Annotated in this window: 2 protein-coding genes; both read right to left on the bottom strand. The window is 57.0% G+C overall.

Annotation, left to right across the window (positions count from 1 at the left end; all coding sequences use genetic code 11):
- Positions 1-41: 41 nt before the first annotated feature.
- On the bottom strand, positions 42-16,241 hold the full coding sequence (locus Fuma_RS14180; protein WP_158520982.1) for a choice-of-anchor Q domain-containing protein: 16,200 nt from the start codon (positions 16,239-16,241) through the stop codon (positions 42-44).
- Positions 16,242-16,496: 255 nt separating this feature from the next.
- On the bottom strand, positions 16,497-16,901 hold the full coding sequence (locus Fuma_RS14175; RefSeq protein WP_077024705.1) for a lamin tail domain-containing protein: 405 nt from the start codon (positions 16,899-16,901) through the stop codon (positions 16,497-16,499).
- Between the last annotated feature and the right edge of the window lie 456 nt (positions 16,902-17,357).

The following is a 17,357-nucleotide window of genomic DNA, read 5'->3' as shown; positions in this document are numbered from 1 at the left end:
TCGATTTTCGGATTCGCATCGACTGTTCGCACTACGACCTGTCACAATTTTAGCTTATCACGAAAACCTCCGAAGCCAGTGTCGTGGCCTTTGCCGCCGTTGAGCTCATCTTTGTCGTAATCGTCAATGATCTGGCTTGTGAAATCGTCGACGGACTCGCCTGCAGCCCACCGGGATAGTAACTCATCAAGTTCGTCAAGGTTGTTGTCGAATGTTGACAGCCCGCCAATGAGGAGATCATTGCCGCTGCCGCCGGACAGCTTATCTCTGCCAGCACCGCCAATGAGGACATCATGGCCCTCCTCACCAAATAGTTTGTCGTTTCCATCCCCCCCTGACAGAACATCATCGCCACGACCACCGTACAACTTATCGTCACCATCACCGCCAATCAGAATATCGTTAGCGCTACCTCCGAAGAGGTGATCGTCCCCGTCACCTCCGATAATTGTTGTTGGCACGCCGAAGCCAAAGTACCAGCCCCAGATTCCCAGACCTGTCAGGCTGGCATGGTCGTCTCCATCGCATAGTTGCATCACGATCTCGTCCACGTCCGCAAGATCGAACACTTCATGGATTCGAACCTGGTCGCGACCTTGGTTTAGTTTTGCATTTACTTGCAGAGTCGGCGTCAAGTTTCCCCACCAACCGCCATTGTGACGCAGGGAGTTCGTAATATTGACATGATCCCGGCCATCTGTACCGATCACGTATAGAACGCCATCGACGAGTTTGACGCCAGTCACAAGAGAACTTGATGTCGCTGAGTCCGTCCCACCATTTCCGTCATTGATGGTAACCGTGATCGTGTAAATTCCTGCGTCGGCGTATTGATGGTTTCCTGTTGCTGTGCCGGTACCGTTCGATTCCGACACCTCGCCTTGAGTCACAGTTCCGTCACCCCAGTCGATGGTTGCCGTATGCACGTCGGAAAGGTCTTGATCCGTGAATGAAGTGGTGATTGAAATTGTGTCACCCGGAAGTGACTTTGACGTTGTAGTAATGGATGTGATGTCTGGTGGCAAATTACTGGAAGGTTCATCATCATCCGTCACATCCAGCGTGTCGGTGCCATCGGCATGAGCAGTTGCCGTCGCCGTGATGGTGACGGTCTGCGTGCCGTCTACGATGGTGTCATCGACACCCGTGATGTTGAAGGCCGGTGACGTGGTCTGTCCTGCGGCAATGGTGACTGTGCCGATGACGGCCGCTTCACTCGTATCGTTGCTCACCAGCGTCACGGTCAGAGCATTGGTGGTGTCCGTGTTACGAGTCACTGTGGCCGTGGTGGTACCGCCGTTTTCACTGATGGACGCGTCCGCAATGCTGAGCGTCAGAGCGGCCGCATCATCGTCGGTCACATCCAGCGTATCGGTGCCATCGGCATGAGCAGTTGCCGTCGCCGTGAAGGTGACGGTCTGCGTGCCGTCCACGATGGTGTCATCGACGCCCGTGATGTTGAAGGCCGGTGACGTGGTCTGCCCTGCAGGAATGGTGACCGTGCTGATGACGGTCGCTTCACTCGTATCGTTGCTCACCAGCGTCACGGTCAGAGCATTGGTGGTGTCCGTGTTACGAGTTACCGTGGCGGTGGTCGTTCCACCGTTTTCACTGATGGCCGCATCCGCAATGCTCAGCGTTAACGCGGCCGCATCATCGTCGGTCACATCCAGCGTGTCGGTGCCATCGGCGTGAGCAGTTGCCGTCGCCGTGATGGTGGCGGTCTGCGTGCCGTCCACGATGGTGTCATCGACACCCGTGATGTTGAAGGCCGGTGACGTGGTCTGCCCTGCAGGAATGGTGACCGTGCTGATGACGGTCGCTTCACTCGTATCGTTGCTCACCAGCGTCACGGTCAGAGCATTGGTGGTGTCCGTGTTACGAGTTACCGTGGCGGTGGTCGTTCCACCGTTTTCACTGATGGCCGCATCCGCAATGCTCAGCGTTAACGCGGCCGCATCATCGTCGGTCACATCCAGCGTGTCGGTGCCATCGGCGTGAGCAGTTGCCGTCGCCGTGATGGTGGCGGTCTGCGTGCCGTCCACGATGGTGTCATCGACACCCGTGATGTTGAAGGCCGGTGACGTGGTCTGCCCTGCAGGAATGGTGACCGTGCTGATGACGGTCGCTTCACTCGTATCGTTGCTCACCAGCGTCACGGTCAGAGCATTGGTGGTGTCCGTGTTGTGGCTTACGGTGGCGGTGGTCGTGCCGCCGTTTTCACTGATGGACGCGTCCGCAATGCTGACCGTCAGGGCCGCCGTGTCGTTGTCGGTATTAGTGAAGGCAACATCGTCAGCATTGAGCCCATTGTAGTCGGTGTCGGTGCTGACGGCGGTAGCCGTCAGGATGCTGTAATCCACGTTTCCGTCGACAATAGCATCATCTTCACCGGTCACGGTGATGGTTTGAGCAGTTTGCCAGTTGATAGCTGTGAACGTGATACTGGTGGGAGTCACAGTGCCTTCCGTGGTATCGCTGCTTGACAGATCGATGGTTACATCCGCGGTCGGCTGACTATTCAACACCACGGTGAACGTGGCCGTGGTACCATCTTCTGACGTGTTCCCACTGCTCGGCGACACCGTGATTCCCGCCGCGTCATCATCAGTCACAGCGAGTGTTTTTGCGTCGCCCACGTAGCTCGCAGCATCTGCAGAGATCGTGGCAGTCTGCAGACCGTCGACGATTGCGTCGTCGACACCGCTGATCGTAAAGGTTGCCGATGCCTGGCCCGCACCAATTGTAACGGTTGCCGGCGTCGTTGCTTCAGTCGTGTCGTCAGATGTGAGATTCACCACCAAAGCAGACGACAGATCACCGTCGTTGCGAGAAACAGTTCCGAGCGCCGTGCCGCCATTTTCGGAAATGCTCGACGACGCGACGGACAACGTCAGAGTCAGCACGTCATCATCCGTCACGTCAAGCGACTCGGAATCTCCTGTATAGTCATCGGCGTCGGCAGAAATCACCGCGGTCTGTGTCCCGTCGACAATGAGATCGTCGACCACGTCGATGCTGAACGTAGCCGATGACTGACCAGTCGCGATCGTGACTGTCGTCGGTGTCGTGGCTTCCGTGGAATCGCTGCTTGCCAGCGTCACTGACAACGGTGACGACAGGTCACTGGCGTTGCGAGTCACCGTGCCGGTTGTTGCTCCGGTGCCAGCAGCTTCAGAAACCGAACCTGCGGCCAGCGTGAGGGTCAGCGTGGCAACGTCGTCGTCGGTAACATCGACCGACGACGTCGCGCTGAGATAAGAAGCCGCGGTTGCCGTGACGTCTACCGATTGTGTCCCGTCCACAACGGCGTCGTCGACGCCGCTAACGGTGAACGTCGCAGCAGACTGACCAGCGGCGATCGTCACGGTCGTGGGGACGGTCGCTTCGGTCGTGTCGCCGGACGTTAACGTCACTTCGAGTGGTGAACTGAGGTCGCCGTCGTTGCGTAACACCGTGCCGGTGGCGGTCCCGCCGTTTTCCGAGATACTCGCGGGTGAAACAGTCAGCTTGAGCATCAGAACGTCGTCATCAGTCACGTCCAGAGAAGCGGAGTCTGTGGCATAGCCCGTCGCGTTCGCTGCAACGGACACCGACTGAGTTCCATCCACGATTGCGTCGTCAACAGCGTTGATGGTAAACGACGCCGACGACTGGCCGGCAGCGATCGTCACCGACGCGGGGACATCGGCTTCTGTGGAATCGCTTCCGTTGAGGTCGACGACGAGTGCTGAACTTAAGTCACCGTCGTTTCGAAACACGGTCCCGGTGGTAGACCCGCCGTTCTCGGAAATAATCGCCGGTGCCACGCTGAGCGTCAGAGTGAATACATCGTCGTCGGTGACCTCCAATGATGCGGCATCACCGACGTAGCTCGCGGCGTTTGCGGAAATCGACACGGTCTGTGTCCCATCGACGATGTCGTCGTCAACTGCGTTGACTTGGAATGTTGCCGATGACTCGCCCGCCGGAATAGTGACGGTTGACGGGGTGCTTGCTTCGGTCGTGTCGTCAGACTCAAGGGTCACCGTCAGTGGCGAACTGAGATCGGCATCGTTGCGTGAGACCGTTCCCGTCGCTGTGTCTGAGTTTTCACTGATGGATGCCGGATCGATGCTGAGCGTCAGAGCCAGCACATCGTCGTCGGTAACATTCAAGCCTGTAGAAAATCCGGTGTAGCCGGTCGCGGATGCTGAAACGCTCAGAACCTGTGTGCCGTCAACAACCGCGTCATCAACGGCACTGATCGTGAAGTCCGCAGCCGACTGGCCCACCGGAATCGTCACGCTTGCTGGAACTGTGGCTTCGGTCGTGTCGCTGGAAGACAGATTAACCACCAGCTCCGACGACAGATCTTCGTCGTTACGGGTGACGGTGCCCGTTGCCGTCCCGCCGTTTTCGCTGATTGAAACCGGATTGACGCTCAGCGTCAGAGCCGGGCTCTCATCGTCCGTCACGTTCAGCCCCGCTGACAAGCCGGTGTATCCGTTTGCAGATACCGAAATGCTGAGAACCTGCGTCCCATCGACGACTGCGTCGTCGACCGCTGTGATCGTGAAGTCTGCCGAAGCTTGTCCGGCCAGAATGGTGACGGTTGCCGAAACCATCGCTTCAGTGCTGTCGCTCGATGTGAGATCGACCACGAGCGGCGAGGACCAATCGGCGTCGTTGCGTGTCACCGTTCCCGTGGCCGTGCCCCCATTCTCGCTGATTGAACCCGGAGTGATGCTCAGGGTCAGCGCCAAGGTGTCGTCATCGGTGATGTTCAGCGAAGCAGTGTCGCCCGCGTATCCGCTCGCGCCGACCGAGATGGTCGCGGTTTGCGTTCCATCGACAATTGCGTCATCGACTGCGTCGACGCTGAATGTTGCTGATGACAGGCCTGCGGAAATTGTCACCGTGGCGGGGACGGTTGCCTCAGACGTGTCGTCGGACGTCAGCGTTATCTCAAGGGATGAGCTGAGGTCGCCGTCGTTCCGCGCTATAGTGCCGGTCGCAGTGCCGCCGTTTTCTGAGATGCTCGCAGGCGAAACTGTCAATGTCAGTGCCAGAGTGTCGTCGTCTGTCACATTCAGGTCGTCATCGTTGCCGACATGATCGCTCGCACTCGCGGAAATCGTCACCAACTGCGTGCCGTCTACAATGGCGTCGTCCACGCCACTAATCGTGAAGGAGACCGAATCGGCTCCGGCAGGAATGGTCACGACGGCTGGCACGGTTGCTTCGCTGGTATCGTTGCTCACCAGCGTTACGGTCAGTGCGTTGGTGGGGTCCGTGTTGCGAGAAACCGTGGCCGTGGTGGTACCGCCGTTTTCACTGATGGCCGCCTCCGCAATGCTCAGCGTTAATGCGGCCGCATCATCGTCGGTCACATCCAGCGTGTCGGTGCCATCGGCATGAGCAGTTGCCGTCGCCGTGATGGTGGCGGTCTGCGTGCCGTCCACGATGGTGTCATCGACACCCGTGATGTTGAAGGCCGGTGACGTGGTCTGTCCTGCGGCAATGGTGACCGTGCCGATGACGGTCGCTTCACTCGTATCGTTGCTCACCAGCGTCACGGTCAGAGCGTTGGTGGTGTCCGTGTTACGAGTCACTGTGGCCGTGGTGGTACCGCCGTTTTCACTGATGGACGCGTCCGCAATGCTGAGCGTCAGAGCGGCCGCATCATCGTCGGTCACATCCAGCGTGTCGGTGCCATCGGCATGAGCAGTTGCCGTCGCCGTGATGGTGACGGTCTGCGTGCCGTCTACGATGGTGTCATCGACACCCGTGATGTTGAAGGCCGGTGACGTGGTCTGTCCTGCGGCAATGGTGACTGTGCCGATGACGGCCGCTTCACTCGTATCGTTGCTCACCAGCGTCACGGTCAGAGCATTGGTGGTGTCCGTGTTACGAGTCACTGTGGCCGTGGTGGTACCGCCGTTTTCACTGATGGACGCGTCCGCAATGCTGAGCGTCAGAGCGGCCGCATCATCGTCGGTCACATCCAGCGTATCGGTGCCATCGGCATGAGCAGTTGCCGTCGCCGTGAAGGTGACGGTCTGCGTGCCGTCCACGATGGTGTCATCGACGCCGGTAATGGTGAAAGCGGGTGAGGTTGTCAGACCGGCCGCAATCGTGACACTGCCGACAACCGTCGCTTCGCCCGCATCGTTGCTCACCAACGTCACGGTCAGAGCGTTGGTGGTGTCCGTGTTGCGTGAGACCGTGGCCGTGGTGGTACCGCCGTTTTCACTGACGGACGCGTCCGCAATGCTGAGCGTCAGCGCGGCCGCATCATCGTCGATGACAGCCAGCGTGTCGCTGCCTGTCAGGCCCGTGATCGGTAGAAAACGTTCCACTTGGTAGCCGGTCTGATAGCCGACAAGCGTCACAATCTTGCCGTCGGGCTGGACGACGACTTCCCAATTTGCTTCCCAGATGATCGGCAACGGAGGCAATGTGAACTTTCCGCCTGTGCCGAAACTGCTGTCTAATGTGCCGTCGGAATTGAGGCGCGCGAATCCTCGGTCGCGGCCATTGCCACTGACAAATGCGCCGCCGACAAGCAGAATCTTACCATCTTCGAGGATCGCAAGGTCGTGAACCTGATCATCGCTCGAAAAGCTAACTGTGGTTTTTCCGTCGCCACTAAACGAAGTGTCCAGTGAACCGTCAGTATTCAGCCGGACTGTTGCCCAATCCGAATTATTGGTTCCCGATGGTTCAACTCGTCCGGCGATGACAATCTTCCCATCGGGCTGCAGCTTAACTGCCTCAGGTCGCTGTCGCAGAACACCGAAGTCCACGAGCGTGTATCCGGTCCCGTCGAACGACGTATCAAGTGATCCGTCTGTGTTGATGCGGACCACATAGAACAATTCATTGCCTGTCGAGGGAAACGCGCCGGCGGTAATGATGACCTTTCCGTCGGGCTGCTGAACCACATCTCCCACCCCAATGTCGTAATTCGGATCCAGGATATGTGTCGTCACACCACCGGCGCCGTACGAGGCATCCAGTGTGCCATCCGGGAGAAGGCGGACGATGCCCACGCTGTTTCCCGTGCCGGTTCCAACCAGCAACGTAGTCCCATCAGAATTCAGGATGACGTCAACAGCAGCTGCCAATCCGGCCGGTGAGGCAGCAACGCGTCCGCCCGTCCCAAAAGATGAATCAAGCGTTCCGTCACCGGTATACCTGGCCACCATCAGTGTGTTGCCACCGAAGCTAACTCCGGTCACGGTAATCCTGCCGGTCGAAGCGTCCACGGCAATTCCTGTCGGGCGCACCGAGGCTTCACCAGTGAATGCCGTGTTGACGACGCCATTCGTACCGAACCCGGAGTCAAAACTACCATCTGAATTCAGACGCACGATCTGCCACGTGTCATCGATTGTCGGATGTCGCCCGATCGCCAACAGTTTCCCATCCGGCTGCTGGATTAACTCCGGGTCACCATATTGGATGCCCCATCTCAAGTCAGTCGCGACAATCCCTGACGAGCCGAATGCAACGTCTGGAACCATTGTCGACGCAACGGCCTCTGTCGCCGTGATCGTGACTGTCTGCGTCCCATCAACAACTGTGTCGTCTACCGCATCAAGATCGAACGTGAAGGAAGCCTGCCCTGCCGGAATGGTGACGGTGGCAGGCACATTGGCCTCACTCGTATCGCTGCTGTTAAGGGCCACAGTCATCGGTTCGGTAGTCGGCGTATTACGCGTCACGGTAACAGTGGTTGCCGCAGTCCCATCACCTTCGCTGACGGATGCCGAATTGATGACGACGGTTAGTGTTGGACTGTCGTCATCAAGCACGTTTAGGCTATCAACCCCTTCTGTGTGTGCTGATGCAGTTGCCGTGATCGTGACTGTCTGCGTGCCGTCGACATTCGCGTCATCCACACCGGTAATGGTGAAGGCGGGTGACGTGGTCTGACCCGCCGCAATGGTGACACTGCCGACAACCGTGGCTTCGCCCGTGTCGTTGCTTACCAGCGTCACTTCCAGAGTAGCCGTGGTGTCCGTGTTGCGGCTGACGGTGGCGGTGGTGGTGCCTCCGTTTTCACTGATGGAGGCATCCGCAATGCTGAGCGTCAGAGCGGCCGTGTCGATATCGAGCGTTCTGATTGAGATTCCCACACCGCCCTTGCCGTCGAACTGGTCATCGGATATCGCATCATCAACGTCAAACCGAACTGGTGTCAGTTGATTTCCATCGACGATCCCATCGGGAACACCGGTGACTGTCACAGCCTGAACAATATTCCAGTTCGCCGGTGTGAAGGTCACGGAACTCGCGGCCAGCGAGATTTCTCCCGGGTCGGGGTTGGTAAGATTGATGGTCACGTTCGACGATGGCTGCGAAGTCAAAACAACCGTTAACTGCGTAGTCGTGCCGGATTCTGAAACCTCAAATCCACCTTGAGTGCCAGCCATAAAGCCAGCGATGTCGTCGTCCGTGGTCGTGACGTTGACTGTCTGGTCAGCCAGGTTATCGAACGCGTCGTTGGAATTCGCATCGATAACACTGATTGTGACCTGAGACGACTGATCAGCGTCGTCGACAAAATCGTCAACCCCTGTAACCGTAACGATCTGAGGAATGTTCCAGTTCAGCGGAGTGAATGTGAGTGTTGTTATGTCAACAAGAGCTTCACCGGAGTCACTGCCGGTGACGCTAAGTTCAACGTTTGATGTTGGTTGTGAATCCAATACCACTGAAAACGTATCGCTGGAACCACTTTCAGAGACAATAGTGCTGCCGCCGGATTCGATGACGGTAAAGCCCGGCGTGTCATTGTCGGTAGTTGTCGATTGGATGACCTGATCCGCAAGCGAATCGAATTCGTCATCGCTGGCAGTCGCATCAACGCTCACAGTGATCGCGACCACCTGATCGCCATCGACCGCCGGATCGTCTACGCCGGTGATGGTCACCGTCTGAGGTGCGTTCCAGTTGGACGGGGTAAACGTCAAAGTACTGGCAGGACCGAACCCGGAAGCGAGCCCCGTTACGGTGTACGGTAGGGGCAGCGTCTGAATCGGTGCTCCCGCTCTCGACCAAACCCGAACACCGTCGCTCTGAATCCCTGAACTTACAAAGATTTCATCATCAAATGCGGTCGCACCGCGAATGAGATTAAGCGTACCGTTGCCCAAAGAATTCAGGATACTTCCATCGGTTGGATCAACCTCGTGCAGGTTAGTGCCGCTGACATCCTGTGCTACCAGAAGCCGATCATCGCTTGCCAGAGACGCCAGGGCACCGTCAGAATTAAAAGCTGTGCCGATTGTCGAGACAATCGTATCCGTCACAGGATCAAACTCGTGGATTTGATCGTTATTCGAGTCGAGTAGAAAAATTCGTCCGCGGAATGCCGTCAACCCTTCAACCAACCGAACTGTGGGCGCCGGAAGGGTGTCGCTGTCGATGACTGCGCCGGTTTCCGGATTCAATTCGTAGAGCGTGTTCGCCGACGTGCCATCGATGAAGAACAGGCTGGAACCGTCGTACGCCAGGCCCTGGTCATTCTGCGTGCTCAACGTGACCGGTGCGGAAAATCGATTCAGCTCCGCTCCCGTGTCGGGATTTAGTTCCACGATCGAGTTCTCACCCGGGGCAACCCCGAAAAGACGTTTTGGTCCGACTGAACTGCCGCCAACGCCAACTGTGGCCTCACCGATATCGCCTGAGGTGACCGTGATTACCACGTCGGTCAGCGGCTGAGCTGTCAGCACAACATCAAATGTGTCAGTCGTCCCGTCCTCTGACACGGTGGTGCCAGGTCCTGACTCAGTGACCACAATGCCAGCCGTGTCATTGTCAGTGACATCCACCGTGTCGGTTCCGTCTGTGTAGGCTGCTACAGAAGCCGTGATGGTGACCGTCTGCGTGCCATCGACAATGGCATCATCCACACCCGTGATGGTAAATGTTGCGCTGGAGTTTCCGTTGAGGATGGTCACTGTACTCGGTACGGAAGCCTCGGTGGTATCGCTGGTTGAAAGATTGACAGTCAGGTCACCGGTTGTGCCCGTGTTTCGTGTCACGGTGCCCGTCGTGGTGCCTGCATTTTCATCAATGGAAGCGGCGACAATGCTGACCGTTAAGGCGGCCGCGTCATCGTCGTCGACAATGGTTGTCGTTTGCTGCTGAATTCCGTTTTCCGTACCGTTAGTGACACCAGTGATATCGACGATGACCGTTTCTGCATCGTCATCAATCACATCCTGCACGGCCGTTACGGTCACGAACCCCGTGAGGCTGCCCGCCGGGATGACGATCTGCAGACCGGAAGCATTGTAATCCGTGCCACTGCCGGTTGCGGTTCCGCTGAGTCCCAGGTCAACAGTGACAGTTTCACCCGATATATCGGAAAGTGTGGCGGCAAAGGTTGCCACACCGGCGGCTTCCGGGATGTTAGCATTATCCACCGAAAGAGTGACGCTCGGATTCGTCGCCTGAAGCTCGAAGGCTCCGATATCGACGTTGGCTCCGACAAGTCGACTGAAGCCTGTTCCTCGTTGGTCGGTGGTCGGGACCGGAGATGTATCCCCGGTTCCAATCGCCAGACTGCCGGGCTGTAAAGCATGCGTGAAGGTTGGGCCACCGTTGTTGGCGAGAGGCCCAAGTCCGGCGGCGACGCCCGTCAGGTCAGACCCGACGCCGAAGGACGAAACAGCGTTTCCGCTTCCGACGAGGTTGAATCCGGAACTCGTAATCGTATTTGTACCGCCGCCGGAAAGAATGTTATCGACGTCGCTGTTCGCGTTGTCCGCGATAATGCTGGATAGCACGATGGTGTTGGCAATGCTGCTCCCTCCGTCACTGAAACTGGCCAGACCGCTACCCTGACCGGTCGGCGCTGTGTTCGCTGTGACAGTGCTGTATTCCAAATTGAATGTACCAGCGGCGACAAAGATACCACCCGCACTGCCTGAAGTGGCAACGTTACCGGAAATCGTAGAGTTCACTACCGTAGCCGTATCGCCAACCGTCGAACTCCAAACAATTCCGCCGCCGGACAGAGTCGTCGTGTTGCCTGATATTGTGCTTTGGGTGATGTTGAGATTTCCATTGATCGATATCAGCCCACCGCCAAATGAGCCCGCACCAGTGTTGGCGTTATTGGATATCGTGCTTTCGGTGATCGTCAAATCACCGCCCAGGATATAGATGCCACCGCCGAAACCCTGCCCCGAATTCGAGTCTGTCGAATTACCGGTGACGGTCGAACCGATCAGCGTCACATCGGCTCCATTAACGGCGGAGATCCCTCCACCGGATGCATCGTTTCCGTCAGTGCTGTTGTTGGAAACTTCGGAATTGTCCAGCGTCAGCGTGCCCGAAACCTGAAAGATCCCGCCGCCATCGGCAATCGCCGCTGTGGTGTGGTTATCGGTGACAATACTATTGCTGAGCAGCAGCGTGCCCGAGGACCGAATGCCTGCACCACCGCCCGTGATTCCGGCGGGAGTGCCGCCTGCCTGAGTGGTTCGCCCCCCGGTGATTGTCAATCGGTCAATCACGACATCGGCAGCGTGTTGAAGGTCGAAGACTCGAAATGAGTCACCGCCACTGACCGTTAGATTCGACGCACCCAATCCCGTAATTGTCAAATCATCGGTCACCAGTAACTGGTCGACAGTCAAAGTGATCGTCTGCCCCGACAGTCCCGCAGCAAATTGGATTTCGTCTGCTCCCACATGGGTATTCGCTCGCTCGATGGCTTCCCGCAGGGAAAAGTCTCCGGCCGAATAATCCCCATCACTTTCATCGGCGATCGTGTCGACCACAAACGGCCCGGTCGGGTTGTTGGCCGTGACCGTGACGTTGTCGATGGCGAAGTCTTCGTCCTGATCACTGACGCTCATGGAGATTCGCAGATCAAGCAGATTACCTGTGCCAACAATATCCGCCGTAAAATTGCGGAGTGCGTCCGCTAGCAGCGTGCCGTCTCCACTGCCGTCTCCGTCGGTATCGAGTGAAAACTGTGCTGCATTGGCACCGCCAGTGTTGTTTCCTCGAAACTCCATGATGCTGACGAATCCACCGCCATCGATCTGCACTTCTACTCGAATAAAATCAGATGGTTCGATGTTACCGCCGGGGTCGCCGCTGGCTCCTTCATCGAACGAGGCAAAGTCCGCACCGAACTGCAGTCCGGTTTGCCCGGTGATGTTCAGGCCGCTCCAAGTGGCGGTGATCGGCAACGAGGCTGCCGGATGACCGGTGGCCGTTGCGTCCATGTCCATTCCGGTGAGGAAATTGACGGCTGCACCGGTGTAGGATGGCACGGTCGGAGTGGGAGGACTGCCCGGGCCGAAATCGCCGCCACCCGCACCGTCTGAAATTCCAAAGAAGGCTGATCCATCACCGATACTGAAGAATGGTTCACTGACGGAAAACTGCCCGGAGTGATCGAACGGTTCCAACAGAATCGCATCGGTACTCGGGTCGATGGTAACGGCGTGGTCCTCCACTTCACCGTCCGCCGCCGCCCCCGTGACGCTCAACGATCCCGCCGTACTGAGGCGGAATCTCGCATAGGTCGTTCCTTCCTGAACATTGGCTCCGGCATCCTGAGGAATCGCAAAGCTGACTGACTGCAAGCCGTTTACTGTGCCCAGATTGTAGTTTGTGAGGATCTGCTCACCCGGATCATTCCAGTCTCCGTCGCGGTTAAAATCGATCCATGCATCCAGACGGTTGGATGTGCCATCTGCGTTCTGCAGGTCGACATTCACGGAACCGATTCGCGATGCGTTTGTGGATGCAATGATCGAAGTCGTAAACGTCACCCCGTCTTCATCGTCCGGCGAGCCAATAGTGTCATCGGCATCGGCACCAGCAGAGTGCACGCCGTCCGCTTCGCTGTCTCGGTTCGTTCCCAGAGTCGGGCCACCCGAAGTGTGCCGTGCTCCATCTTCCGCCAAAGTTACGGGATAGCTGCTGGCGGAACCTGACTGCGCAGCGGATGGAGCATCGCCAAAGTCATCCGTCGGCCCGGCCGTCGGCACCTCTCGAATCGCAAGACCTCCGATCCCAAGAAACGAACTGGATGTCACTTCGATTGTGATCTGGCCAGCCCCGGTCGGAGTGACCGTCTCTGCAAACGCCCCCAGATCTAAACTGCTGCTTCCGAGGACGCCGTTCACAAATAATTGGTTTGCGGCAAAATTCTGAGCAAAACTCACTGGGGTTCCAGCACCAGTAATCGTGACGTTCTGATTGTCTGCAAATCGGTCAAGGCCAAACACATAAACTTCGTACGTGTTTGATGCATTTAAGTCACTCCAGGTCATTGTGACCGTTGTGTTCTGTGCCCAGAAGTTCCCATCAATGCCTGCCAGTGACTGCGAATGTGTAGGCAGTTGTCCGGCGGAAGGTGTACCGGTATCAGTTCCAAAGAAACCACTTATTGACAGATCAATGCTCGTGGCGTTGCCTGCTTCATCGATCAAATTGGACAATGACGTGTTGAACGCAGAATTCAACGTCCAGTTACCGGGCGACGTATTCCCGGCAGCGGCAAAGTCCACACCGACGAGAAATGCTGCCTCGTTGTCCGCATTGACTACGTCCATCAAACGGTCACCGACACCATCAAAACGGCTGTCCGCCGTCAATGCCTGATTGACGGAAAGCGTCAAGGTGGTGGTCTGAGCTCCGTCTTCCAGGGCGTCATCGACGCCGGCCACCGTCACAGTTTGTGGAACATTCCAGTTGGTTTCGTCGAATGTCAGCGATGCCGCACTCACCGATATTTCGCTGGTATCGCTGTTGGTGAGGTCAATGACCACTGTGTCAGTGGGCGGAGTCGTCAGAACCACGTCAAAAGTATCTGACGTGCCGGATTCACTCACTTCAGTTGAGTCGCCTGTCTGTGTGATTCCGAATCCAACGGTACCGCTTCCGATTTCCTGAATGGCGGCTCCGGACAATAGAGCATTGCCGGCACCGCCTGCAGAGGTATCTGTCACGACAATCTGAATCGTTCCGCCAGTGTCAGCCTGAACCATCAGCGAATCAGCTTCCAGCGTTTTCGTGGAAGTAGCCAGCCCGGAATTCACCAGCATTCCGCTGCCAATGGCACTGGTATCCTGGGTGAACGACGGAACGGTGATTCCAGCTGTGACGGTCACGTTTTGCAAAAGATTGCTACCGAACCATTCTGAGGTCAGCAGATAGATGTTGTAATCTCTTCCGGGTGCCAGCCCGCCCCACGTCAGAGTTAGTGAATCTGAGGCCAGATGATTTCCGTCGAGCCCCTCCAGCGATGGCGAATGCAGTGGTGTGGCGGCGGGGACCGAAGTATTCAACCCGGCAGAACCCGAAACTCCCAGCGTAAGACTGGTACTTGTGGTGATTCCATCTTCGCGTACAAGACCTGTTGTAGTGCCGCCAAATGTCTGCGAGATTTTCGTCCAGTTTTCTGGAGTGGACGTTGACCCGGACTGATCAAAGTCGACTCCCACTACGGGATGCAGTTCGTCATCAGCAATGCTGGCCGTCACGGGATTGATGAGTGTTCCGACCGGGTAATTTGAATCGGCGGTCGCGGTCACCATGTGAGTGATGGTGCCGAAGTGAATTCCTTCGTTCAGGCTGTCGTCTGTTCCTCGAACATACAAGGTTTGCGGCGACGTGTTGGCTGCAACCCATACCACGCTGGAGCCGAAGGTCACGCCGTTCAGGCTCACTTCCAATTGCGCCCCGCCATTGATTGTGACTTCCACATTGCCCGATGGCACGGTGTTCAGGGCCAGTGTGTAGGTGTCGACCGAAGCACGTCCCACGACTCCTTCTTCGCTCACGGAGGTGTTGCCGCCGGATTCCACAACCGTGACACCGGGTGCGCTCGCATTGGAAATGATGGTGAAGTCGGCATCCGAAATGTCAAAGAAGACATTTCCGACACCACGTACTCGAACCCGGGCCTCGGTGGTGTCGATATTGGGTATCGTTAGTGTATGGCTGCCGTCGTTCGTCGTGCTGCCTGCCAGAACGAAGGGATAAGTCAGGCCACCATCCAGCGACAAGTCGATTGCAACGTCCGACGTGTTAATGCCGCTTCCGGTTGTCCCGGCGACGTCCCACGAAATGTTTTGTGTCGAACCGCCGGTCCAACTCACCGCCGCATTCGGAGCGGTGACAGCAAATGGGCTACCGGTGTTGACGACGTTGATCAGCACATCGTCCGAATTCACGCCGCCGTTGCCGTCGCGCACGGTGGTGCGGAAGTTTAGGTCGCGGGTCATAGTCGGCATCGCTTCGCCGATGGCGGCTGTGTTCACGTTGTTTACAAGATCGGGAAGGCGCGGAAACGTTCGTGTGGAATCCGTCGATGGCAGGAAGGAGCGAAACAGGGGGCTGTTGCCGTTGTCGGTTAGCGGGAGACTCATGGCAGGACCGAGGTCGAGCTGCTCCCAGGTGTAGGTCAGAGTGTCACCAATATCCGCATCGGAACCGACAGCCGTCAATTCGAATGGCGTGCCGGCCGGAATGGTGTAGTTCAAGCCACCGTCGACCGTCGGAATAGCATTACCAGTTGTAGTCGTGCTGTTCGGTGTTCCATCACCCGCAATAAACGTTTGAATCTGCTCAAAGCTGGCGGCGTGCAGATAATTGTCAGGATCCGGCTGAAGATCGTCCGCTCCGGAAATGCCTGCATAACTCATCAACGTTGAACCGCTGCCGGGTTCATAAGCATTGTCGGCCTCACGATTGGGGCCTGCATTGCTCAGGATTCCATTGAACGTATGCTCTGCGCCGAATTGGTGCGCCAGTTCGTGAGCGACTAAATTGAGCCAACTGGAGCCCTTAGGATCCGACGAAACCGATGCCCCTTCCCCTTTGCGAATCGGGTCATTAACGGCTTTGATGCCCCCCAACCCCGAACCACCGCTGCCGGTTGTCCCAAAGACATGGCCGATGTCGTAAGTGTTGTTGCCACCCATTGCCGTGTCGAGAATTCCGGTATTCACATTCAGCATCTGCGAGGTACTGCCGTTCGTATATCCGTCAGTTGCCGTATCGGTGAAAATCGTGTTCAGCCCGGAAACCAAGTCGAAACGGATCGACAGCTCAGCTTCGAAGATTGCGTTGACGTCATCCACGAATGTTTGGATCGCCGCTAGTGCTTCAGTTTGCCCTCCAAAGAAATCGGTGTATTCCGCTGTCGCCGCGATTGCCAGACGGTAGTTCTGCAACTGATCGCCGACATCAATGTTGTTGCCGATTGTTGCGGAAAGCATTGCCCGATCTTCGACTCGCTCAACGCTGCACATCAGCTGACGCTCAAACCTCGCCCCATGCCTGTCGGCGCGACGTGCACGCCGCTGGCGACCTTTTACCAATGAGTCTAAGAGCTTCTGGCCGATCGTGCGGGGGCGTTGTGTGCGGCGAGTCATAAACTGCATCGAGGTCTCCATCTGGATTAGAAGTCTGCGAAGGGAGTGCGGAAGTTACAGGAAACCGCAAGTGCATGGTCTAAAAGCGGTCTACATGGATCAACCGTGCATCTTGACGGGAACGGGCTGGTTCAGGATAGAGTCGACGTTGACGCTAAAGTCACCGCGCAGGACGTGCGAGTCAGAGAACACGGCTGGCTGAACCCTAAGATGTCGAGAGTCTGGCCTGCCAGTGAGTTTCACGCCCATGATGCGGACACCCTCGAATTTAACAATCGCTTGCCCTGCGGGAATCACTGCGGCAGCGGGCAACGTATGGCGAACAGAGACCCCGTCACTGATTGTCCATCCGCTCTTGTCTTCTGCAGTGGCACCGTGATTCACGATTTGGACGAACTCATCTATCGCGGCGTCACTGGTTCCATCGCGGTTCGCGTCTCCAGCGACGCTGTCGGGAGGGTGGGCAAAGATTTCATTAATTACAAAATTCGACACCGACAGCATCAGCTGGGATTCCAGGGCTTCGGGCAACTGCCGACCAAGAAGTTTTGCTCTGTTCTGGCAACTGCTGCGCGGCCCAGTCCGATCAAACAATCGGGATCCCCGTGACGTCGTGCGAGATGTGCGACTTACGAGCATGGTTGTCGACTCCGTGCGCGATTAGCGAGTAAGAAGTGCTCTGGTCAATTCGAGAGCTCAGCAACCTGCGGTGAAGGAAACATGTGCCTCCGAATTATTCCGATGTCAACAGGTGGACAAAGGAAGCAGCAGTCGCCCTCATGAAGCGGAAAATCAAAAACTTCAGACGCCACTTCCGAGCGGGTCGTCCCAAAGCTTACGACTTCTATCTCAACTGGGCCGAGTCAGTCTGTGGGCAAAGGATTGCCTCGTCAACTGAAAACAGAACACGTTACCTGCGTATTTGTCAGATCTGCCACTCGACCAAATCGGTCGCCGAGA

Source organism: Fuerstiella marisgermanici (genome assembly GCF_001983935.1).
Lineage (GTDB): Bacteria > Planctomycetota > Planctomycetia > Planctomycetales > Planctomycetaceae > Fuerstiella > Fuerstiella marisgermanici.
This window is presented reverse-complemented; position numbering and strand designations above follow the sequence as displayed.

Excerpts from the sequence above, each read along its gene's own strand:
- Fuma_RS14180 (WP_158520982.1), bottom strand. The coding sequence starts at position 16,241 with ATGCTTTCCGCAACAATCGGCAACAACATTGATGTCGGCGATCAGTTG.
- Fuma_RS14175 (WP_077024705.1), bottom strand. The coding sequence starts at position 16,901 with ATGCTGTCGGTGTCGAATTTTGTAATTAATGAAATCTTTGCCCACCCT.